Source organism: Melghiribacillus thermohalophilus (genome assembly GCF_004342905.1).
Lineage (GTDB): Bacteria > Bacillota > Bacilli > Bacillales > Alkalibacillaceae > Melghiribacillus > Melghiribacillus thermohalophilus.
On the sequence record NZ_SMAN01000020.1, the window covers coordinates 22,080 to 43,996 of the forward strand.

General features: G+C 44.1%; 17 protein-coding genes, 2 tRNA genes and 2 riboswitches. Of the genes, 3 read left to right on the forward strand and 16 right to left on the reverse strand.

The genetic code is table 11. The features are described from left to right. Window positions 1-85: 85 nt before the first annotated feature. Genes EDD68_RS12260 through pcrB form a run of 4 tightly spaced genes read right to left on the reverse strand, consistent with a single transcriptional unit; the run spans window position 86 to window position 6,264 of the window. Window positions 86-1,291 carry a CamS family sex pheromone protein gene (locus EDD68_RS12260; RefSeq protein ID WP_132372584.1) on the reverse strand — a complete coding sequence of 402 codons (1,206 nt, stop codon included), beginning with the start codon at window positions 1,289-1,291 and terminating at the stop codon, window positions 86-88. A 12-nt stretch (window positions 1,292-1,303) separates the two neighbouring features. Continuing rightward, on the reverse strand, window positions 1,304-3,307 hold the full coding sequence (gene ligA, locus EDD68_RS12265; protein WP_132372585.1) for an NAD-dependent DNA ligase LigA: 2,004 nt from the start codon (window positions 3,305-3,307) through the stop codon (window positions 1,304-1,306). 14 nt (window positions 3,308-3,321) lie between these two features. Next, entirely contained in the window at window positions 3,322-5,553 is a 2,232-nt protein-coding gene (gene pcrA / locus EDD68_RS12270) for a DNA helicase PcrA (RefSeq protein WP_132372586.1), read from the reverse strand. Between the two features lie 21 nt (window positions 5,554-5,574). Beyond that, entirely contained in the window at window positions 5,575-6,264 is a 690-nt protein-coding gene (gene pcrB / locus EDD68_RS12275; RefSeq protein ID WP_132372587.1) for a heptaprenylglyceryl phosphate synthase, read from the reverse strand. Between the two features lie 402 nt (window positions 6,265-6,666). Between pcrB and EDD68_RS12280 the strand changes: the two genes are divergently transcribed. Next, window positions 6,667-8,052 carry a glycine--tRNA ligase gene (locus EDD68_RS12280; RefSeq protein ID WP_132372588.1) on the forward strand — a complete coding sequence of 462 codons (1,386 nt, stop codon included), beginning with the start codon at window positions 6,667-6,669 and terminating at the stop codon, window positions 8,050-8,052. Window positions 8,053-8,323: 271 nt separating this feature from the next. Here EDD68_RS12280 and EDD68_RS12285 read toward each other — a convergent pair whose 3' ends face one another. From EDD68_RS12285 to EDD68_RS12295, 3 genes are all read right to left on the reverse strand, one after another. Further along, complete coding sequence (locus tag EDD68_RS12285) at window positions 8,324-8,623, reverse strand: YerC/YecD family TrpR-related protein (RefSeq protein ID WP_132372617.1); 300 nt, start codon at window positions 8,621-8,623, stop codon at window positions 8,324-8,326. A 79-nt stretch (window positions 8,624-8,702) separates the two neighbouring features. Next, on the reverse strand, window positions 8,703-9,770 hold the full coding sequence (locus tag EDD68_RS12290; protein WP_243646863.1) for a DUF3048 domain-containing protein: 1,068 nt from the start codon (window positions 9,768-9,770) through the stop codon (window positions 8,703-8,705). Between the two features lie 37 nt (window positions 9,771-9,807). Next, entirely contained in the window at window positions 9,808-11,550 is a 1,743-nt protein-coding gene (locus EDD68_RS12295) for an adenine deaminase C-terminal domain-containing protein (RefSeq protein ID WP_132372589.1), read from the reverse strand. Window positions 11,551-11,624: 74 nt separating this feature from the next. On the opposite strand from EDD68_RS12295, the gene EDD68_RS12300 reads away from it, so the two are divergent. Next, entirely contained in the window at window positions 11,625-11,906 is a 282-nt protein-coding gene (locus tag EDD68_RS12300) for a YgaP family membrane protein (protein WP_132372590.1), read from the forward strand. Between the two features lie 104 nt (window positions 11,907-12,010). Here EDD68_RS12300 and EDD68_RS12305 read toward each other — a convergent pair whose 3' ends face one another. Together EDD68_RS12305 and EDD68_RS12310 are read right to left on the reverse strand one after the other, a co-directional pair. Then, on the reverse strand, window positions 12,011-12,217 hold the full coding sequence (locus EDD68_RS12305; RefSeq protein ID WP_132372591.1) for an NETI motif-containing protein: 207 nt from the start codon (window positions 12,215-12,217) through the stop codon (window positions 12,011-12,013). A 5-nt stretch (window positions 12,218-12,222) separates the two neighbouring features. Then, window positions 12,223-12,777: a DUF2179 domain-containing protein gene (locus EDD68_RS12310; protein ID WP_132372592.1), complete on the reverse strand. Its 555-nt coding sequence runs from the start codon at window positions 12,775-12,777 to the stop codon at window positions 12,223-12,225. 161 nt (window positions 12,778-12,938) lie between these two features. Here EDD68_RS12310 and EDD68_RS12315 point away from each other — a divergent pair, with 161 nt between their 5' ends. Further along, window positions 12,939-13,328, forward strand: coding sequence for an Hsp20/alpha crystallin family protein (locus EDD68_RS12315; RefSeq protein ID WP_243646864.1), 390 nt, complete (start codon window positions 12,939-12,941; stop codon window positions 13,326-13,328). Window positions 13,329-13,430: 102 nt separating this feature from the next. Here the strand turns inward: EDD68_RS12315 and EDD68_RS12320 are convergent. From EDD68_RS12320 to EDD68_RS12350, 7 genes are all read right to left on the reverse strand, one after another. Next, window positions 13,431-13,503 (reverse strand) — tRNA-Ala (locus EDD68_RS12320). A 23-nt stretch (window positions 13,504-13,526) separates the two neighbouring features. Further along, window positions 13,527-13,600, reverse strand: a tRNA-Ile gene (locus tag EDD68_RS12325). Window positions 13,601-13,704: 104 nt separating this feature from the next. After that, the gene (locus EDD68_RS12330; protein ID WP_132372594.1) at window positions 13,705-15,039 is read right to left on the reverse strand and encodes an NCS2 family permease; all 1,335 of its coding nucleotides are present in this window, start codon (window positions 15,037-15,039) and stop codon (window positions 13,705-13,707) included. A 146-nt stretch (window positions 15,040-15,185) separates the two neighbouring features. Further along, window positions 15,186-15,287, reverse strand: a riboswitch (purine riboswitch). Window positions 15,288-15,386: 99 nt separating this feature from the next. After that, a complete protein-coding gene (guaA, locus tag EDD68_RS12335) occupies window positions 15,387-16,925 on the reverse strand; it encodes a glutamine-hydrolyzing GMP synthase (RefSeq protein WP_132372595.1) in 1,539 nt (512 codons plus the stop codon). Window positions 16,926-17,063: 138 nt separating this feature from the next. Beyond that, window positions 17,064-17,165: riboswitch (purine riboswitch) on the reverse strand. Window positions 17,166-17,203: 38 nt separating this feature from the next. Further along, complete coding sequence (locus EDD68_RS12340; RefSeq protein ID WP_132372596.1) at window positions 17,204-19,432, reverse strand: transglutaminase TgpA family protein; 2,229 nt, start codon at window positions 19,430-19,432, stop codon at window positions 17,204-17,206. Continuing rightward, the gene (locus EDD68_RS12345; RefSeq protein ID WP_132372597.1) at window positions 19,432-20,697 is read right to left on the reverse strand and encodes a DUF58 domain-containing protein; all 1,266 of its coding nucleotides are present in this window, start codon (window positions 20,695-20,697) and stop codon (window positions 19,432-19,434) included. The genes EDD68_RS12340 and EDD68_RS12345 overlap by 1 nt, the downstream gene beginning before the upstream one ends. After that, the gene (locus EDD68_RS12350) at window positions 20,694-21,656 is read right to left on the reverse strand and encodes an AAA family ATPase (protein ID WP_132372598.1); all 963 of its coding nucleotides are present in this window, start codon (window positions 21,654-21,656) and stop codon (window positions 20,694-20,696) included. Before EDD68_RS12350 ends, EDD68_RS12345 begins: the two co-directional genes overlap by 4 nt. Window positions 21,657-21,917: the final 261 nt, after the last annotated feature.

The window sequence follows — 21,917 nt, forward strand, 5'->3', positions numbered from 1 at the left end:
CATTCAGATACGTACTTCAAACAAGAATCACTCAAAAAGCTTGCCGAAGTGTTAAAAAAATAAAAATATTTTGTCACCAGCTTTATTATTGATAAATATGAACTTCCGGCTCGTCTTTGCCGGCATTTCGGTTAAGCAGAATCTCCTGTCTAAACGGGGATTTCACATTGACTTCCACATCTATATAATTCGGAAAAGTTTCAATGACTAGCCCGTATAAATACTGGGCGAACCCGACCACTTCTGCCTGACTTTTAAATTCAATGGTGATATCGATTTTTAACTGATTCAATTCATCATCGATATAAAACCCTTTTCCCACTACCCCTACATAGTTTGGGAAAAACTCTGCAACTTCATTCGTGAAGTCATTCATGCGGCTGGCATCTTCATAATGGTTCTTATCGGCATTTTCTGAAGGAAACAGGACATAATCTTCGTTAATGGGTTCCCATTCACTGATCTTCATATTTTGCGGATCAACCAGTGTTTTAGCAATAAAATTTCCGGGCACAAGGGATGAATGGGATTCCTGTTTATATAGCGCAATAAGGATCGGCACACCATTCAGAGCATCGATTTGTCGGAGCCGCTGCAACACTTTCTCAGCAATATTTTTCCCATTTTTCATGATTTCATCATCGCTCAATTCCTCATAATAATAAGGACCGTATGGCTCTGTTTGAAAACGGTAGGTGGATTTTAATGCAAGACCAATGGAAACGCCCCCAAGTTCAACTTTATTGCCTTCTGTTTTCAGCAAATAATTTTGCTCTAAAATATGGGATAAATATTTGGGGTTATCCCGGTGTGCATCCTCATCTTCGTCATCGCTCAGCGGCGGGTTTAATCCCTGCTGTAATTCTTCTCTCGTTACGCGGGAATCCGGATTTTCTTCAAAATATTGTTCCACCTGTTCATCGGTCATTTTTCGCTCCAGCCAGTCATAAATCATTTCATCAGTAACATACTGACCGCTTTGAAAATAATAGTCATCCGGGTCAAACACATCTTTCGAATGGCGCATCAGTCCCGTTTCCAGTTCATTAATATCCAGACGGTTGGCAATTTGATCAACAATCACCCCCCGGGCTTCTCCGGGGTCGAATCCTTCATTCTCTGTCAAAAGCACTTTATATTCTTCATCCGAAATATTGTAGCTCGGGGCAATTACCCTGACCTGTTCAGCTTCATCGGTTTCCTGGACAATTTCTTCCTCATTATTATAGTTTGGCGCACAGCCCGCCATGACCACAAGTACACTCATCAACGCCAGGATAAATCTTCTCATGATCCCCACTCCCTATTCTCCTAACACTTTGATCAAGTTTTGTTCGTCCCAGATTTCCACACCTAATTCTTTCGCTTTATCCAGTTTGGACCCGGCGTCTTTTCCGGCAATTAATAGGTCTGTTTTTTTACTGACACTACCTGTCACTTTTCCACCCAGCGCTTCGATTTTTTTCTTCGCTTCTGAACGGGTAAAATGCTCGAGCTTGCCTGTGAGGACAATCGTTTTTTCAGAAAACGGCGAATCCTGGGCAATCTCTTCACTCGTTAAGCCTTTGTACTCCATATTCAGCCCGAGGTCCTTTAGCTCTAGAATCAGTTGCTGGACATGGGGTTCCTGAAAATAACGGTAGATGGAATCGGCCATTTTTTCACCGATATCCTGGATCCCCATCAATTCTTCACGGCTGGCCTTCATCAGGTGGTCCATGTGCCGGTAATGCTCTGCCAGCGTCTGTGCCGCTTTGCTTCCGACATATCGGATGCCGAGTCCGAACAATAGCCGTTCAAGGGAGTTGGCTTTGGATTGTTCAATGGCCTGGAGTAAATTGTGAACAGACTTCTCACCCATCCGTTCAAGCTTGAGCAGTTCTTCCCTTTTGAGTTTGTACAAATCAGCAATATTCTGGACGAGATTTTCTTTAAAAAGCTGGGTGATGACCTTTTCCCCGAGACCATCAATATTCATGGCATCCCGGGAAACAAAGTGAATCAGCCCTTCCCGGAGCTGGGCCGGACAGTTTGGATTGAAGCAGCGCAGGGCTACCTCTTCTTCCAGCCGGACGAGGTCACTATGGCATTCCGGACAGTGGCGGGGCATGGAATATGCTTCTTCATCACCGGTTCGCTGCTCTTTCACCACGCGAACCACTTCCGGAATGATGTCCCCTGCTTTTTTAATTACGACGGTATCGCCGATGCGAATGTCCTTTTCCCGGATTAAATCTTCATTGTGCAAAGAAGCCCGCTGGACAGTAGTGCCTGCAACCTGTACAGGCTCCAGCACGGCTGTTGGAGTGACCACACCTGTGCGGCCAACGCTTACTTCAATATCTTTTAGTTTTGTAACCGCTTCTTCAGCCGGAAATTTATAGGCGATGGCCCAGCGAGGGCTTTTAGCTGTAAACCCCAATTTCTCCTGAATATGGATCTCATCCACTTTGATAACAATTCCATCAATTTCATAGCTTAAGTCCGCACGCTTTTTCGTCCAATTGTTAACGTATTCAATGACCTCTTCAATATTGCTGCACTTCCGCCATTCCGGGTTCGTTTTAAAACCGAGTTTCTTTAAATATGCAAGCCGTTCGCTATGGGTTGACAGATCTCCAGCTTCCCACTGGCCGACACTGTACACGAAAATATCCAGGTTTCGGCTGGCTGCGATTTTCGGATCGAGCTGACGGAGGGAACCTGCTGCCGCGTTACGGGGATTGGCAAACAGGTTTTCACCCCGCTCTTCCTTTGCTTCGTTTAGAGCGACAAAAGATTTCTTCGGCATAAACGCTTCCCCGCGTACTTCGATCGTTTCCTGTTCAGAGATTTTCAGGGGGATACTTTTGATTGTTTTAAGATTCTGGGTAATATCTTCACCGGTTTTTCCATCTCCGCGGGTAGCTCCCTGGACAAAAACGCCATTTTCATAACGAAGAGATACCGCAAGACCATCAATCTTCAATTCACATACATATGAGTAGTCTTCGCCGGCAAGATCCCGGACACGCCGGTCAAAATCCCGAAGCTCTTGATCGTCAAAAGCATTGCCAAGGCTAAGCATTGGGATCGTATGCTGAACCTTTTTAAAAGCATCAAGGGGCTCTCCGCCCACACGCTGGGACGGGGATTCAGGCGTGATCAGCTCCGGAAATTTTTCTTCCAGTTCTATGAGCTCCCGCATTTTCCGGTCATATTCAGCATCGGAAACAGTCGGCTGATCCAGCACATGGTACTCATAATTGTACCGGTCTAACTCTTCCCTCAGCGCATCCATTCGTTTCTCGGCTTCCTGTTTATTCATCACAGTCACCTCACTTATGCTTTCGTAATGGGAGCAAATGTGGCGAGTAATCGTTTAATTCCGACAGGGGCAGGAAAAGCGATATCCAGTTCCATTTCTTCCCCCTGTCCATGAACTTTGACAACCGTTCCTTCTCCCCATTTTTTATGCACAACTTTATCACCAGGCTTCCAGTTCAGGGACTCACCGCCTGCCGCTGGCTCCATTCGCCTTGACTTCCGTCTTGGCCCCTTCAGGAAAGATGGCTGTTCACGGGTACGGACAAATGGATCGGAAGAGATACTGCCAAACGGAGAAGCATCCTTTTCCCTGCCTTCGATTAAAGCCTCCGGAATTTCTTCAATAAACCGGCTGAGTGGGTTCGTATTGGTTCTTCCATAAAGGGTGCGCATCTGGGCATGGGTTAAATAGAGGAGCTTTTCTGCCCGGGTAATGCCGACATAAGCCAGCCTGCGCTCCTCTTCCATCTCATCATCATCCATCAAAGACCGGCTGTGAGGAAAAATATTTTCTTCCATTCCGATCAGAAAGACGGCCGGAAATTCAAGCCCCTTTGCGGAATGAAGGGTCATCATCACGACTTTGTCATCATCGTTTTCATCATCCATTTGATCAATATCGGAAATAAGGGCGAGATCTGTTAAAAAGGCGATCAACGTCTTATCATCATTTTCTTCCTCAAAACGGTTCGTTACGGTTTTAAATTCTTCGATGTTTTCGAGGCGGCTTACGGATTCCAGTGTTTTTTCCCTTTTCAGCATTTCTTCATAGCCCGTTTTTTCCAGCACTTCTTCCACCATCTCTGTAATGGATAAATATTCCTGCATCTGGTTCCAGTTTTTGATCATCTGCTGGAAATCCATCAGCGAATTCGCCGCCTTTTTGCTTAAGCCGATATGTTCTGCTTCTGAAACGGCCTCAAATAAGGACAGCTCATGATTCTGGGCGTATGTGCTTAACTTATCCATGGACGTTTTTCCTATGCCCCGTTTTGGCACATTCACGACCCGCTGAAAACTAATATCATCATTCGGATTCGCAATCAGGCGCAAATAGGCCAGTAAATCCTTAATTTCTTTTCGATCATAGAACTTTGTGCCGCCTACCATCTGATAAGGGATGCCTGCTTTCACAAATACTTCCTCAATAGCACGGGATTGAGCATTCGTCCGATATAATACAGCCATATCCCTGTAAGACCATCCTTTTTCCCTTCGCAGCTTTTCAATCTGATCGGCCACATACATCGCTTCATCATTTTCTGTAGTTGCCTGATAATACTGTATCCATTCCCCGTCTTCATTCGATGTCCACAATTTTTTTGGCTTGCGGGAAGTGTTTCGTTCAATGACATGGTTCGCCGCTTCGAGAATCTTTTTTGTGGAACGGTAATTCTGCTCCAGCAAAATAACCCTGGCATCGGGATAGTCCTCCTCAAAGGACAAAATATTTTGAATATCCGCACCCCGCCAGCGGTAAATGGACTGATCGGAGTCTCCCACTACACAGAGGTTCTGGTAGCGTTCGGCCAGCATTTTTACCAGCTGGTACTGAGCGTGGTTCGTATCCTGATACTCATCTACGTGAATGTATTGAAAGCGGCGCTGATAATAGCTCAGCACTTCCGGGACCCTTTTAAACAGCTGAATCGTCTGCATGATCAGATCATCAAAATCCAGAGACTGATTTTTCAAAAGGGTTTGTTGATATTGTTTATATACCTTCAAGGCTATTTGATCAAAATAGTCCCCTGTTTCCTGTGCAAATTGTTCCGGATCTTTCAGTTCATTTTTGGCCGAACTAATCCGGCTCAGCAGGGCGCGGGGGTCCCATTTTTTCGGATCGAGGTTGAGGTCTTTCAGTACTTGCTTGACTACCGACAGCTGATCTGAAGCATCCAGAATCGAAAAATTCCGGTCAATCCCGATCCGGTCAATGTCCCGGCGCAAAATTCGGACACATAATGAGTGAAAGGTGGACATCCAGATTTCCTCTGCTTCATGTCCGACGAGTTTATGTACCCGTTCCTTCATTTCCCTTGCGGCTTTGTTCGTAAAGGTAATGGCCAGAATATTGCGGGGTGCTACATCTTTTTCATGTAATAGATAAGCGATGCGGTGGGTGAGTACCCTGGTTTTTCCGCTTCCTGCCCCGGCCATAATTAATAGCGGCCCATCTGTATGTCTGACCGCTTCCTTCTGCTGTTGATTTAAACCATTGACGATTTGTTCAGCTGAAATACTCAAGGTTCATCCTCCTTGCGTCCTTTATTGCTCCTGTTTGACAGCCTGTACCGTCTGTAGCGCACCCTGGATATCCTCATATATGGCATTTCCCACCACAATGATATCTGCATAACGGGACATTTCCTTAGCCTGTTTCGCTGACTGGATGCCGCCGCCATAAACGAGAAGCGTATCCTTCAGAACGTTTTTTACAGCCTGAACCAATTCCGGATCTCCGTAGGTTCCGCTATATTCCATATAAAAAATCGGAAAGTGAAACATTTTTTCGGCCATCCGGGCATAGGCGATGACATCTTCTTTTTCAGGCAGTTCTGCCGCTGTATACTGGAACGCTTTTGCTTCCTGGTTTAAAATGCAGTATCCTTCCATTATGATTTCATCCCAGTTCATGACATCACCATATTCTTTGATCGCTTCATGATGGAGACCAGATATCCATTTGCGGTCTCGGCTGTTTAACACCGAAGGAATAAAATAAAAATCAAATCCTGGCGTAATGGATTCCATATTGGATATTTCAAGTACACAGGGTACAGTATATCTCCTGATTCTGGACAGTAAATCGAGTACGTTTTCCAGGGTAACCTGGTCAGTGCCGCCAACGATAACTGCATCCGTTCCTGATTCACAAATTTTCTCTAAATCGTCATCTGATATATCTTTATCTGGATCCAGCTTAAAGACATGTTTCCAGTTGTTCATGTCATACATCATATTTGCCTCCATTTAGATTCTCCGCTATCCCATTATATCAAAAATCATCTGTTCAATCGAAAGGGATATTTTTAAATCATGCCCCGTTTTATGCCCTTGTTTATCCCCATTTCCTGTGCTAATATTAAATAATCAAAACTTCATATCCAATCTTCGTACGATGAAGGATCAATAGTATCTAAATCCTCTTCCTTCAGCGATCCAGGGACGGTGGGAGCCTGGAGAACGATTTAGAGAAAAGGCAGTCCTGAGTGCGTATTTTCGTGAAAGAGGATGCTCAGCCTTTTGATGGCGGGCATCAATCAGGGTGGAACCGCGGGAGATGACTCTCGTCCCTGGGCATTTGTCCAGCGACGGGAGTTTTTTAATGGATAAAACCGAAGAAAAAGGAGGATTTCTATGCTTAAAAACATGGATGAATTAGTGAACCATTGCAAACACAGAGGTTTTATTTTTCAGGGGTCCGAGATTTATGGCGGTCTCGCCAACACATGGGATTACGGTCCCCTTGGCGTTGAACTGAAAAGAAACCTGAAAAATGCCTGGTGGAAAAAGTTTGTTCAGGAGTCTCCTTATAATGTGGGGCTGGATGCAGCCATTCTCATGAATCCGAAAACATGGGAAGCCTCTGGACACCTGGGCAACTTCAACGACCCGATGATAGACTGTAAAGACTGTAAGTCCCGATACCGCGCCGATAAATTAATTGAGGAAAAGCTTTCAGAAAAAGGCGATGAGGTCGTTGTGGATGGACTGCCTTTTGAAGAAATGGAAAAGATGATTCAAGAGCATGGCATTACCTGTCCGGAATGTGGTTCTTCCAACTTTACGGAAATCCGTCAATTTAATTTAATGTTTAAGACCTATCAGGGGGTTACCGAAGACTCATCAAGCGAAATTTATCTTCGCCCGGAAACCGCACAGGGAATTTTTGTGAATTTCAAAAACGTACAGCGCACGATGCGAAAAAAACTTCCGTTCGGGATTGCTCAGATCGGAAAAAGTTTCCGGAATGAAATTACACCGGGGAATTTCATTTTCCGTACCCGCGAATTTGAGCAAATGGAAATGGAATTTTTCTGCAGGCCAGGTACAGAAAAAGAATGGTTTGAATACTGGCTGGATTTTTGCCATAATTGGCTGAAATCCCTCGGACTGAAGGATGAAAATATCAGGCGGAGGGAACATGGGGAAGATGAACTATCCCACTACAGCAATTTCACTACTGACCTGGAATACAAGTTTCCATTCGGCTGGGGTGAGCTGTGGGGCATTGCCTCCCGTACGGATTATGATCTCTCGCGGCATGCCGAATACTCCGGGGAAGATTTTGAATATATTGATCAGCAAAATAATAACGAACGCTACGTGCCATACGTGATTGAGCCGGCATTAGGTGCCGACCGTCTGGCCCTTGCATTCCTTGTGGATGCCTATGATGAAGAAAAGCTTGAAGATGGCAGCACCCGTACAGTCATGCGATTCCATCCGGCAGTAGCGCCTTATCAAGCTGCGGTCTTCCCGCTGTCGAAAAAGCTTTCTGAACAGGCACAGGAAGTATTTGCGGATCTGTCAAAAGAGTTCAATGTCGATTATGATGAATCCGGTTCCATCGGCAAACGTTATCGCCGCCACGATGAAATCGGCACCCCTTTCTGTATTACGTATGACTTTGATTCCTTAGAAGATCAGCAGGTGACCGTCCGGGACCGGGACACCATGGAACAAAAACGGATGCCTATTGCCGAATTAAAGAATTTCTTAAAAGAAAAAACTAAATATTAAAGGCTGCCTGGCACTTGTCGAACGAACAGAGGCAACAAATATCTAAAGCGCTTCGCTAACTCCCGAAAGCCACTGGAAGCTCCCCAGGGAGACTGCCTCCTCAGGGGAGCTGAAATGGTGCGGGGCTGGGCGCTTGACTTGAACCCATACATTTCCACATCTGTTGACTGTTCTCATTTTCTAAGCAATAAGAAGCCGCAATCCTTCAGACATCATTGAAAGAATGCGGCTTTTTCATAAAGATTTTTGGACAAGTGACAGGCAACATTTTTTATCTTTTGTTTTGGTAAATGCGGTCGAGAACCATTTCGTAGGCATCATTTCCATAGTTCAAGCATCTTTTTACCCGGGAAATCGTGGCTGTGGAAGCGCCGGTTTCGTCTTCAATTTTATGATAAGTGGATCCTTCTCGAAGCATCCGGGCTACCTCAAGGCGCTGAGCCAGGGACTGAATTTCGTTCACCGTAGTCAGGTCGTCAAAAAAACGATAACACTCTTCCACATCTTTCAAGGACAAAATCGCTTTAAATAATTGATCCAATTCCTTCCCGCGTAACTTATCAATTTGCATCATCATCCACTCTCCTCATCCATTCGTTATTTTTTAGAATCACTCCGGCAGAATGTTCAGCCATGAACCCGGGTCTATGTTATTCTTCTATTTGGACAGACTGTGTGATGCCAGGGGAGTCTGGAACAATATTAATCCACGTTTTGCCCGGTACAAATCCAGCCGGCCTGTCATCGATATAAGGCAACATGCGTCCGTCTGTGTTTTTCCATTCAACTTCTCTGGCTACACCTCTATGAATCAGGTAACCTTTCCCGCCTGAGGTGAGATCAATGGCTCTTCTTAATGCATCATCAATGACCCGGTGACCGGTCTCAATAATAAAAATATTGTCAACGGTTACCTCTTCTTTTGTTTCAAGATCGATCGTTTTTTCTCCATCGTTATAACGGACATATTTTTCCCTTTCTGGATCATACTCAAATCTGACTTCCTCCAGGGGTCTTGAACTATAAGTCACCGTGACCGTATTCGCGGAATCACCGGATATCCCGCTGATTTCTGACTCTGTTAGGAAAGAATAGGGTTCATGCTCCCTTTCAATTTCGTATCCTTTTTTTTCAGCCACTTCATAAACACTGTCAAAAAGCAAATAAGAATTGTGGGGCGCTACTCTGAAATCTTCCCGTTTGAACAGGTGACCATCATTGTCATAGTAAGCCCCATTTAAATGATCCACCCATCCCTTTTTAAGCTCTTCCTCCAAAAAAGTAGCCGCGCCATGGTATACGTAAAGGGCTCCATGGCCTTTTGCCGTTTCAATATAATATTCCCTCGCACTTCTTACAGGTCCTACTACTTCAGGCTGTTCACTCTGGTATAAGGCTAAAAGCCGGGTAATTGGACCTTCTGCTAAAAATTCATAAACGATATCAGCTTCCAGTAAACCAGACTGGGGTCTGGCCGGTTCAAGGTTATTGATCATGACAGCTACAATACGGTTTGTGACCGGTTCATCGGCTGGTTCACCGGTTAACGGATAGACAAACTCAGATTCTGGCTGCTCCTTTTTGGCAGATCCTTCCTGTTTGTTTTCTGAATGATCTCCCGGCGTTGCGGTTTCCTCCCCGGAACTTTCCTGCTCCGCACATGCAGCAAGCACAAGTGCCAGGATCACAAACATGATCATTCGATGTATACTTTTCAAGTATAATCACACCTTTAATTTTTAATACATTAATATTTTAACGCATAATCGAAGGGAAGAGTACCTCTTTTTTCTTGACATCGAGAATTCCCTTTGGCGTAATCCGGATATATGGCAGATGGACAGATGATAAGAACAAAAGTGTATATATCGGGTCGCCAAAAGTATAACCATGTTCTTTAATAATGGATGTCAACTGTTTTTCCTGACTGATCAGTGTTTCCATGTCCGCATCTGACATCATACCTGAAAGCTTTAAAGGAAGCTCAAACAATATTTTTCCACGGTTCGCCAGGACAATCCCTCCACCGATTTCTTTCATGCGGTTGAAAGCCAAGTGTATATCTTTTTTACGCCTGCCGAGTAAAATGAAATCTCCGGTGTTGGAATAGGAACTGACCAGTCCGCCGAGGGACTTCGTAAATCCTTTTAGCACAGTAGCAATTCGCCATTCACCATCCCGGTCCATCAGCATGACAAACGCTTCATTTTTATCTTCACTTATTTCTTCGGCTGCCAGCTCCATTTTTACAGTAAAAGGTTTCATGATAACATCATTTACCATATTCAGCCCAACTGGCAAAGAAAACTGGAGATCATCTTCCGTTAGGTCCCAGTCAATCTTAAGGGGCTGAAGACCGTGTTCCGACCAGTCAAAGGTTACATTGTTCGCAAAAACTTCCCCTTTTCTCTTCATCCATTTTCCTTTAGCCAGTACAGAAACTGGATGAGGATCGTCTTTGGCCGCCAGGAAATTGATATGGGCAACCCTGCCCGGTCCTATGCTTCCCACCCTGTGTTCAATTCCAAAGTATTTTGCAGCGTTGTAGGAGGCCATACTGTAGGCTTCTTCAGGCGCTATTCCCTCTTTCAGGGCTATTTCCAGACAAATGTTCATTATACCATCTTCATAAAAGGAAGGCGTTGAGCCGTCCGTTGTAAACATCATTCGATCATACGTCTGTATATCATATGGTTTCAATTCCTGCAATAATTTTGGCAGATCCGGACGAATCGAAGAATGTCTCAGAGCACTGGTATAACCGAGCACAAGCCGGCGATAAACCTCTTCACCTGTGATAGATTCATGATCTCCGTCTGCCCCAAGTAGCTTCATTTTCGTGAGGGTATTTTCCGATGCACCCGGAAAATGGCCTTCTACTGGCTTGCGCATCCGCTTCGTTTCCTGCATCCAGTGAAGGACCCGGTCATCGTCCCTTAATACATCAGGCCATGACGTTAGTTCCCCTCCCTGCATGACTGCATCGTGTTTGAGCCAGGACAAAACATTGGCATTTTTGATAAATGCTTCATCATCCTGCAGGGAAGACTGGGAATCAAACCGGGCCCACCAGTATAAAGAAACAGGCAGGTCATTCAAGTCATCAAGAAGAGAAAACGCTTTCTTTTTATCCAATAAATAAAGAAGCATTAAATTATCATTTACCAGCACAGTTGTCCCTGTCTGTGATGCATATTGAGCCAGACTATGGGGATTATATAACTGAAATGGGTGAGCATGGGGTTCAATATAACCCGGGACGAGATACTGTCCTGAACAGTCGATGATCTCAGTTTCATTTATTTTTTCTGGTAGTTTTCCCCCGACATAGACAATGCGGTCTTCATAAATCCAGATATGGCTGCTCATCCATTTTTTTAGGTATACATTTAAATAGGTGGCATTTTTCAACAGAATGGTCGGTGGAAGCTTTCCGTCCACCACAGCAATGTGTTCCCGTAGTTGCCTGTTGCGCCATCTATATCGATGTTCACTCATTGCAGAATCCTCCATTTTAAAAATGTTTACATGTAAAATTTTAAAACATTAAACACGTGAAGGGAAGGGTAAAATTGGTAAAGCAAAATATAGGTGTTGTGAACTCACTCATTCGCATTACGTGCGGTCTTACGGGTATTTGCTATGGAATGCTGAATCTACAAAAAAGGCCATGGCAGCAGGGAAATTGGACGATTATCACCCTCTCCGCCATGAAAGTTGGGGAAGGGATTGTTCGTTTTTGCCCGGTGACCTATCTTCTTGAAAATCAGATGACCACCAGTGGACAAAGCCATGGACAGGGAAATCAACGTCTCAATAAGCAAGATTCTCAAAAGTCCCAGGAACATTCCTAACAGAAAAATTTCCATCGTCCACAATCTGGAATATTAGTTTTCAAAAAAGCAGGTGCTGTCTGATTCTTTAATTGGCAGCTCTGCTTTTTTCTTTCATCATCCACTCAGGTTTTCGAAATATCAGGCCCCGCCAAAACCGCTTCAAATATTATTTCTCTTCCCGCTGGTTCAATTCCTTTTTCTCCTTCTTTAAAAATCGGTTTTTCGATGCGCCGAACCGGCGTATATCCCTCCTTCCGGATTCGTGATAAACATTGATCGATGGATTCATGATCCTGTACCTTGAACGTCAGTTTCTTTTTCTTTCCCATATGTATCACTCCTCCAGATGCTTTTTAATTTTTTTCCGTTTCACCTGTTTGACCCAGAAGCCCCCGTGAATATTGCGGGGTTCATAAGCGATTATAAATGCCTTTGGATCAATATCCTTGATGGTTTCATAAAGATTCAGCTCGTATTTTCTTGGGGTTAAGATTTGCATGGCCAGCCGGTCCCCTTCCATACCGTAAGCATTCCAGCTGGTGACGCCATATCCCTGATCCCGCAGTTTTCGGGTAAATTCAATATCCGGATTGCTCGAGATGACGTTCACGGTAATATAGCCGAGGGCAAGTTTTTCTTCTATTTTCATGCCGGAAATCACCCCGAGGCCGAAACCGAGGGCATAGGCAATTAAATTGTGTAATTGATTTAAATTTTCCAGAACAAGACCCAGGCCGAGAGTATAGATAGTGATCTCAAATGTGCCGACAGCTGCAGCAATATAACGTTTTCCTTTTAAAGTAAAAATCATCCGTACCGTCAACAGGGATACATACACGATATTGACGCAAAAAATGATCAGCAGCACAATCATAGCATTCTCAAGCATGATGAGGACCCCCTCTGAACCAAATAAAATGGGCACATATCACGATTATATTTCACCTGCATATACTATATCGCAACTTTTTCATCAGCAAAAATAAAAATTGTAAGAAAGGAATGAATATCTTGGATCCTTTTAAAAATATGCAAGAGTGGAAAAAGAATATGGATAGATTTTTTGGTGAGGAGTTCTGGAATGAGTTTGAAGGAATTTTAAAACCACCGATCCCCCAGGTAAACATGTACCAGTCTGACAACGAAATCATCTGTATATGCAACATTCCGGGAATAGATGATGGAAAAAAAATTGATGTCTTGATCGATTATGCCTCTATACAAATCAGGGGAGAAATGAACGTTCACCCGGACTATGGCGGACATCTCATTCAAGAAGAGATTCTTCAAGGAGCCTTTGATCGCACATTAGAGCTGCCTTTTCCCGTAAGAAGTGATAAATACCACGCCGATTACCAGAACGGTCTTCTCATCATTCATCTGTACCGGCTCATCACAAAGGAATCCAATAAACGAAAAGTCCCCATCAAAATCAAATAAACCAAACGGTAACGGGCACCTGTCGGATAATAGAGATATTGTCGATTGAACTGGCTTCAATGCCATAGTCTGCACAACGATGTTTAAAAAAGCATAAAAAAATGGAGCCTGGCGGGATCGAACCGCTGACCTCCTGCGTGCAAAGCAGGCGCTCTCCCAGCTGAGCTAAGGCCCCATAAAACCATCCATATCATAAAATGGGCCTGAGTGGACTTGAACCACCGACCTCACGCTTATCAGGCGTGCGCTCTGACCAGCTGAGCTACAGGCCCACAAAACAGTGACTTTTAAAATATATCAAGTTTTGCATAATCGGTCAACTATTTAAAAATTGAAAATCGACAGGTGCCTGGCACCTGTCGATTCGTGTCGACGCTTACTGCAAGTATGCAAAATAGAGAATAAACACTAAAAACAGGAAGTACATTATTGGATGTATTTCCTTAGCACGTCCCTTTAAAATCATCGTTATCGGATAGAATACAAAACCAATCGCGATTCCAGTTGCAATGCTATAACTTAGCGGCATGGCAATGACCGTTAAGAATGCCGGCACAGCAACTTCAAACTGATTCCATTCCACATTCTTCAGGTTAGCCGCCATTAATACCCCTACGATAATCAATGCTGGTGCCGTTACCTCAGAAGTAATCACTCCCAGAAGTGGCGAGAAGAAAAGGGCAAGCAGGAAGAATGCTGCTGTTACAACAGAAGCAAAACCAGAGCGGCCTCCTGCACCGACTCCTGCACTGGATTCAATATATGAAGTCGTTGTAGATGTTCCTAATACCGATCCTACAACCGTAGCGGCTGAATCAGAGAACAGTGCACGTCCGGCACGGGGCAGTTTATTGTTCTTGATAAATCCAGCCTGTGAAGCTACCGCCACAAGAGTACCTGCCGTATCAAAAAAGTCCACAAACAGAAAGGTTAAAATGACAATCAACATTTGCCGGGTAAAGATTTGATCTAAATTCGCAATTGCTTCTCCAAAAGTTGGTGCAAGACTTGGAACAGATCCTACCACATCATGAAGCCCCTTCGGAGGATCGATTAAGCCGACAATCATTCCAGCTATAGACGTTATAATCATCGCATAAAATATTCCGCCGCGTACACCTAGAGCCAGCAAAATCACCGTCACGACAATACCGAATATAGCAAGCAATGTAGTCGAAGTGCTCAAGTCACCGAGACTGACCAGTGTTGCAGGATCAGCCTGAATAATCCCTGCATTCTGGAGGCCAATAAAAGCAATAAACAGACCAATCCCCGCTCCAACCGCATATTTTAAGTTAGCCGGTATAGCGTTAATAATCGTCTCACGAATACCTGATATGGTCAGCACGATAAAAATCAATCCGGAAACGAGTACGCCAGCCAGAGCTGTTTGCCACGGAATCCCCATGCCAAGCACGACCGAATAAGCAAAAAATGCGTTCAGTCCCATGCCGGGCGCCAGAGCAATTGGATACTTTGCATAAAGCCCCATGATCAATGTACCAATTGCAGCCGCCAGTGCAGTAGCTGTAAACACTGCACCCTGATCCATCCGTGTCATACCTTCCGGAAGCTGTTCCACATCTGCAAGAGTTAAAATTGTAGGGTTTACAAACAAAATATAAGCCATGGATAAAAACGTGGTTAGACCTGCTATGAACTCAGTACGATAATTCGTACCCAGTTCATCAAACTTGAAAAACTTTCGCATGGTTAAAAATCCTCCTTTTTTATGGTAGCCAGCCGCAACGCAAACGATCATGATAAAAAAAGACACTTCCAGTCAAATGACCAGAAGTGTCTTTTACGAAGGAAAATTGCACAATAAGCCGTTTATACCCATGTAAACATGACCCTATTTATGCAATTCACCCCCGTAGTCAGATCATTTACGGTGATCTGGTAGAAACTTCTGGGCCATATCCCCAAAATTATACGACGGTGATAGGTTTTGCTTGATTTAGCTGTATTATTCACGTACAGGATTATCTTACATGGTTCGGCGACCATTGTCAACTAAAATACGAATGTTTTTTCGGAAATTCATTTGAATGTTCGTCATTCCCATTCAATCGTTGCCGGCGGCTTGCTTGTGATATCGTAGACGATCCGATTGACATGTTCCACTTCATTGACAATTCTTGTGGAAATACGCTCCAGCACCTCATATGGAATCCTTGCCCAGTCCGAGGTCATTCCATCAACGGAAGTAACAGCACGAATCCCGATGGTATAGTCATAGGTCCGCGCATCTCCCATCACTCCTACGCTGCGAATGTTCGGGAGTACGGTAAAGTATTGCCAGATTTCCCGGTCCAATCCAGCATGTTTGATTTCTTCACGTAAAATCGCATCAGATTCACGCAAAATATCGAGTTTTTCTTCGGTTACTTCACCCAGAATACGGATCGCCAGTCCAGGGCCCGGGAATGGCTGGCGCCAGACGATTTCCTCAGGAACACCGAGTTCCAGGCCTAAACGGCGAACTTCATCTTTAAACAATGTATTTAAAGGCTCAATCAGTTCAAAGTCCATATCCTCCGGCAGACCACCCACATTGTGGTGAGATTTAATTGTTTGAGCCGTATCCGTTCCGCTTTCAATGATGTCGGTATAAAGGGTTCCCTGGGCTAGAAAGTCCATTTCCTTTAACTTTTCTGCCTCATCCCTAAACACATAAATGAATTCATTTCCGATAATTTTCCGTTTTTGTTCAGGATCCGTAACCCCTTTGAGTTTGTTCAGGAATCGGTCTTGAGCATCCACTTTGATCACATTCATCTGAAATCGGTCACGGAACGTTTTCATGACACTTTCCGCCTCATTTTTCCTCAGCAACCCATGATCCACAAAGAAACAGGTCAGCTGATCGCCAATCGCCTTATGAATCAAAGCGGCTACCACAGACGAATCCACACCGCCGCTTAAGGCACATAACACTTTTTTGTCCCCTACCTGTTCACGGATCTTTTCGATTTCCATTTCAATAAAGTTTTCAATGGTCCAGTTTCCTTCACACTTGCACACATCAAATACAAATTTTTTTAAAAGATCATTGCCATGTTCGGAATGGCGTACTTCCGGGTGGAACTGTACCCCGAATAATTTTTTCTGCTCATGGCTGATCGCTGCAATGGGGCAGGATGGATTCGTAGCATCAATCCGGAATCCTTCTGGCACTTCTTCCACCTTGTCGCTGTGGCTCATCCAGACAACCTGTTCATCAGGAAGGCCGTTAAACAGCACGGGGTTCCCCTGAATGGTAATCACAGCTTTTCCATATTCTCGCTGGCTGGCCCGTTCCACCTTTCCGCCAAAGTGATGGGTCATCAGCTGCATTCCGTAACAAATCCCCAGTATCGGGATATCCAGATCAAATAGGTTTTCATCACAGCGGAAACTATTGTCTGCATATACACTATTTGGCCCACCCGATAAAATAATCCCGTTTGGATTTAATTTTTGAATGTCTTCAGCGGACATTTTATGGGAATGAAGCTCACTGTAAACCCCTAGTTCCCGGATTCGCCTCGTAATCAGCTGATTATACTGGCTGCCAAAATCTAGAACCAAAATCATTTCATCCATTTGCATCATTTTTCAGCACTCCTTTTATGCATGATCCCCCATTGATTCGCAGAAACACTAAAAATTTCTATCATCTGTTGTTCTGATGTGATCCTAAAGGTATCGTACAAAAAATGGAATTTCCGCCTATGCTGGCAGAAATCCCATAAACCGTCCTTCTGCCTTCATAGTCGGGACATTTACGGTGCCCCGGTAGAGACTCTCGAACCATATTATCGAGGATATATGAAGACTGCTACATAAATCTATGCAATTTGACATCATTCTATCAACCGAATTCCCTAAGGTCAAGACAGGACCCTGTTAATTAAATTTTCCCATAATTCTCTCATCTTCTTCATCTGCCCGTCTTCCAATTGATCGCGGTAAATCATCTGTTCATACATATGGGTCAGCCGTTTCATGTCACTCGTTCCCAGACTGGTGTCTACATCCAGAGCAAATTCCCTCAATGTCTGATCTGGTTCCTTTTTCAATCCTTTATAAGCAAGGACAGAAAGCAAATGCTGATAAGCATGTTCGAATGCATGTGGGTCTGCCTGTTTGCCCAGCTGTTTCCGTTTGATCGAAGTTAATAAATGGTAGCGATACCGGTAGATGAAAATGGCAGCTAATGAAAGGATGCCGATTATGATCAACCAGAGACCATCCAGTACCCATTTAAATTTGTTCCAGAAACTATTTGCTCTGCTTTCTTCTTCTGTTTCTGGATTAACAGGATTCCAGGCATCGGCCAGCTCCTGTTCCGGTTCTTCCCGTTCATCATCTGAACTTCCTTCAAGCAATTCCTCCAGCGTAAGGCCGGTTGAGAAATCAGCCATATTCGTGAATCCTTTGGTCGGTTCAAAGGGAACCCAGCCGATTTCCGGAAAATAAACCTCTACCCATGAATGAGCATTTGAATTTGTCACTTCATAAAATTCCATTGTATCAGACGGCAAATCGACAGGTGCATCCACTTCTTCACCGGCAGTGAACCCTTTTACCCATCTGGCAGGAATGTCAACGGAACGCAGCAGAACGACCATCGCTGTGGAAAAATTATCACAGTAGCCTTTCTGGGTTTCAAACAAAAATTGGTCCACGTAATCCTGATCCTCATCCGGAACCGGAATATCCTCTGTCTCGTACCTGAAACTCGGGTCCTGGAAATAGCGTTCAATCGCTTTTGCCTGATCATACCGGGTTGTTTCATCCTGTACAATTTCCTCGGCTAATTGTTTTACCCGAGAAGGGAGGTCCTCAGGCAGCTGGGTGTATAATTCGTCAATATATTCCGGATCTTCAGCTGGCACATTTCTTAATGCTTTAAATGTAAAATTGGGTTCCTGAAATGCGATATCATATCGCATTGTTCTTTCGCCTGTATATTCCGTATCAGGTAAGATTTCACCGGTTTCTTTTCCATAGGAAAATGGACCAGGGGGATGAATCATTTGAATCTGTTCCGTCCCATAGGGGTAGACCAGTCTCGGAAGAATTTGAGCCGGATTAAATAACACTTTTGCTTCTTTTGCTTCCGTCTCCACTTCGCTGGAAAAAACATCCATCACAACCTGACCATCCGATGAATTGACATGGTTTTCTTCAACGGTCCGAACCCATCCTTTTCCCGTATAAAAATCTTTCGTTTCAATCCTCCAGTACTGAGGTTCATCGACCATCGCCTGGAACACGACCGTATCATCCTGAATAAAGGAACCTCCGAGCCGTTCATCATTTTCACCGTAACCGACTTTTTTAACAGCCTGGCCGAATGCACCTTGCCCTTCACCTTCCCCGGAATTGTCCGCCAGACTTCGGATGAATGGCACAGGGTCAGGCCACTGGGGACTGAATTTTGGTGCGGCATAGCCAATCACACTCGATGAAAAGATCAATGCAACCAGAGGCAAAATCCAGCGCAAAGGTCTTCTGTTTTCTGGTACGGCTGTTTTTTCACTGGTCAAAAGCCTCTGATAATGGGTAATCCCGAGCAGAATCATAGATATCAGAAAGACCCGGATGATCGAAGCCTTTCCATCGTAAGGAGTAAAGGTATCCACTACCGCGACATATGCAAAAGTCAGCACCACAAAAAACAGTGTCCGCTTCGCAATGACGAACCAATAATGCAGCAAATAGCTCAACAGCCACAGGAGCAGCAAAAATAAAAAGCTTCGAAACAGCGGAGTCATGCTCCACCATTCCTGCTCCATTATCACCTGACTATTATAGGCTGCATCATAGAAAAACATCCGATACCAGTCCATGGAAAATAACGATACGTGTATAAATAATCCGTCAAGCACAAACACAAGCCCCGCGAGTTTTAACGGGGATGTGATGTACCAGGGCATTTGCAAATAGGACAGGAAAAAACAAAATGCGGCATAAAGGACAAATACGGATATATTCCCTGTATCCGTAAAGCTTTTCAGGGGTCTGAGCCATTCCCAAAATAGCAGAAAACCACTGATGTATACGATTAAATTGAGAGCGGATTGATGTTTGAGTTGATTGGTATACAAACTCATTAAGCCTTCACCTCTAGGGGGGATTTTGTCAACTTTTCTTCCGTTAACACATTAACCGTGATCCCTTGATTTTGAAGATGCTGGATTTTTTGATTTTCCTGCTCCCCAATCCACTTTTCGCTTGTAACGACAAACAAAGTAATACGCTGACTTTTACGCTTTAATTTTGCCAGCGTTTCGTATAAATCCCTGGTGATTTTTGTTGTGACGATCATAAAAGAATATCCCTTATTGTACAGGCTGAAATCGTGTTTTAACATTTTGGAGATTGGGATCGTCTGCTGCGGCTGAATGGTTGCGAGGAAACGTCTCACTTTTTCACGGCTTGTTTCATTCGGATGGATGTGAAACGATTGTTGCTTTTTTCCATGACAGATAAACTGGATTCTCCCCGCATCAAACCCGCGATGAAAAAGCAGAGACAGGGTCGTTTCTACCGCCCCTTCAAAGGCCAGCCAGCGGGAACTTCTATCAATCGATGCATCCAATAAGACGATGACATCATTGCTTTTTTCCTGTTCAAATTCCTTTGTCATCACGTTATTCTTGCGGGCTGTTGTTTTCCAGTCAATCCAGGAAAACCGGTCTCCCGGCATGTATTCCCGCACACCAGAAACTACTGTCGTGTTTTTCACTGTCATTGCGTATGAGGGAGTCTCACCCTCTTCAAAGCTATGAACGCCTTGATGAAGAATCAATTTCCGTTCTACCGGAAAGGCAAACAATTTACCTGCAACAGGAAATACTTTTTCTTTGCGGATAAATCCAAAAGGATCCCCTAATTTTACGGTAATAAAATGAAATAAGTGCTCCCCTCTCGGAATATCGCTGAGGGTGTAGTTTACGGTATGTTCCCTGTTCAGGCCGGGAAACAGCATTTTTTTCATTTGCTTTTTCTCGACTAAAACACCAGGTGCACTTAAATAACGGTATTTTTCGGTTCGGATGTCCTTCCATCCCATCGATTCCGGTAAATGATCTTCAATAACCACGTAAAAAAACGGAAAAAATACTTTTTGTCTGATGGACAATTGGACGTCGACCTGTTCCCCTGCCTGGATGACATATCTTGAAAGTTTCCGGTTGATGTGGAGCCAGGACCAGGGATACAGCACCAGGAGGGCTGAATAACCGAGAATCGGCAAAAAACTGAAAAATAAAAACCAGCTTACAAATCCACCCTGAAACATGGCGTATGAAAACAATATCGCAAACAGAAACGCCACCACTATTAATTTTGTAATCATGGAAACGGTTTGTCTCATCGTTCTCCCCTATCTATTGGAACTTTAGTCTGCTGAATAATCTCATCAATAATACCCTTTTCATCTTTGCCGTCATATTGGGCTTCTGAAGATAAAATCATCCGGTGAGGCAATACAAAGGGAGCTAGATACTTCACATCATCTGGCACGACATAATCCCGGTCATGCATAAAAGCATATGCTTTCGCCGCTTTCATTAATGCAATGGACCCCCGCGGACTCGCCCCCAGGTATACATAAGGATGATTCCTTGTAGCACTGACAAGCTCCACGATGTATTGCTGGACGGGAACACTCACATATACATCCAGCACCTGTTTTTGCAGTTCAATGAGTTCATCTTTCGTTATCACAGATTCAATCGTCTCTATTGGATGCTGACTGGACGTCCGGTTCAGCATATCCATCTCTTCCTGCCGGGAAGGGTACCCCATCGACAACTTTAATAGAAAACGGTCCAGCTGAGCCTCTGGCAGGGGATAGGTCCCTTCGTATTCAATCGGATTCTGGGTGGCCATGACAAAGAAAGGTTTTTCAAGAGGGATCGTTTTCCCGTCTACGGTCACACTTTTTTCTTCCATTCCCTCAAGTAAAGCGGACTGGGTTTTAGGCGAAGTGCGGTTAATTTCATCAGCCAGTACAATATTGCCCAGTATGGGTCCCGGTCTGAACTCAAATTTTAGCTCCTTAGGATTGTAGATCGATGTTCCGGTTACATCTGAAGGAAGCAAATCGGGCGTAAACTGAATTCTTTTAAACTCGCAATCTACGCTCCTGGCGATGGATTTAACAAGCATCGTTTTTCCAACTCCCGGAACATCCTCAAGGAGCACATGCCCCTCTGCAAGAAGAGCAACCAGTGAAAGTTCTGCCACTTCATCTTTTCCAATCATGACTTTTTGAATGTTTTTTAATAATTTCCCTACGGTGGGGTGATAGATCATCGTATGTTGGGTCATAAATCAAGATCCTCCTATTTTTATAAAATAAATCATTCATACCTGTACTCCATAAATGTGGTATTCACAGGTGCTTTATTCATTTTTTAACATTTTAAATTTTCCGTCATTTCCTGTTATAGTACATGTTTACCTGTTAAAGTCCGAATTATACCATAACAGCCTGTATGGTTTGACGAAAACAGAGGTCCACTATACATTTATTGTACACATAAATGGGCAGTTGTGAAAATGAAAACCTGCAGATTCCTTTCCCTTACA

Bases quoted from the DNA above. Each gene is read 5' to 3' on its own strand.
- EDD68_RS12330 (WP_132372594.1), bottom strand. From the start codon at position 15,039: ATGCGAAAGTTTTTCAAGTTTGATGAACTGGGTACGAATTATCGTACT.
- guaA (WP_132372595.1), bottom strand. From the start codon at position 16,925: ATGATGCAAATGGATGAAATGATTTTGGTTCTAGATTTTGGCAGCCAG.
- EDD68_RS12285 (WP_132372617.1), bottom strand. From the start codon at position 8,623: ATGCAAATTGATAAGTTACGCGGGAAGGAATTGGATCAATTATTTAAA.
- pcrB (WP_132372587.1), bottom strand. From the start codon at position 6,264: ATGTATGACATGAACAACTGGAAACATGTCTTTAAGCTGGATCCAGAT.
- EDD68_RS12345 (WP_132372597.1), bottom strand. From the start codon at position 20,697: ATGAGACAAACCGTTTCCATGATTACAAAATTAATAGTGGTGGCGTTT.
- EDD68_RS12350 (WP_132372598.1), bottom strand. From the start codon at position 21,656: ATGACCCAACATACGATGATCTATCACCCCACCGTAGGGAAATTATTA.
- ligA (WP_132372585.1), bottom strand. From the start codon at position 3,307: ATGAATAAACAGGAAGCCGAGAAACGAATGGATGCGCTGAGGGAAGAG.
- EDD68_RS12295 (WP_132372589.1), bottom strand. From the start codon at position 11,550: ATGAGTGAACATCGATATAGATGGCGCAACAGGCAACTACGGGAACAC.
- EDD68_RS12305 (WP_132372591.1), bottom strand. From the start codon at position 12,217: ATGGGAAAGAAAAAGAAACTGACGTTCAAGGTACAGGATCATGAATCC.
- EDD68_RS12260 (WP_132372584.1), bottom strand. From the start codon at position 1,291: ATGAGAAGATTTATCCTGGCGTTGATGAGTGTACTTGTGGTCATGGCG.
- EDD68_RS12280 (WP_132372588.1), top strand. From the start codon at position 6,667: ATGCTTAAAAACATGGATGAATTAGTGAACCATTGCAAACACAGAGGT.
- EDD68_RS12315 (WP_243646864.1), top strand. From the start codon at position 12,939: ATGGATAGATTTTTTGGTGAGGAGTTCTGGAATGAGTTTGAAGGAATT.
- EDD68_RS12340 (WP_132372596.1), bottom strand. From the start codon at position 19,432: ATGAGTTTGTATACCAATCAACTCAAACATCAATCCGCTCTCAATTTA.
- EDD68_RS12310 (WP_132372592.1), bottom strand. From the start codon at position 12,777: ATGCTTGAGAATGCTATGATTGTGCTGCTGATCATTTTTTGCGTCAAT.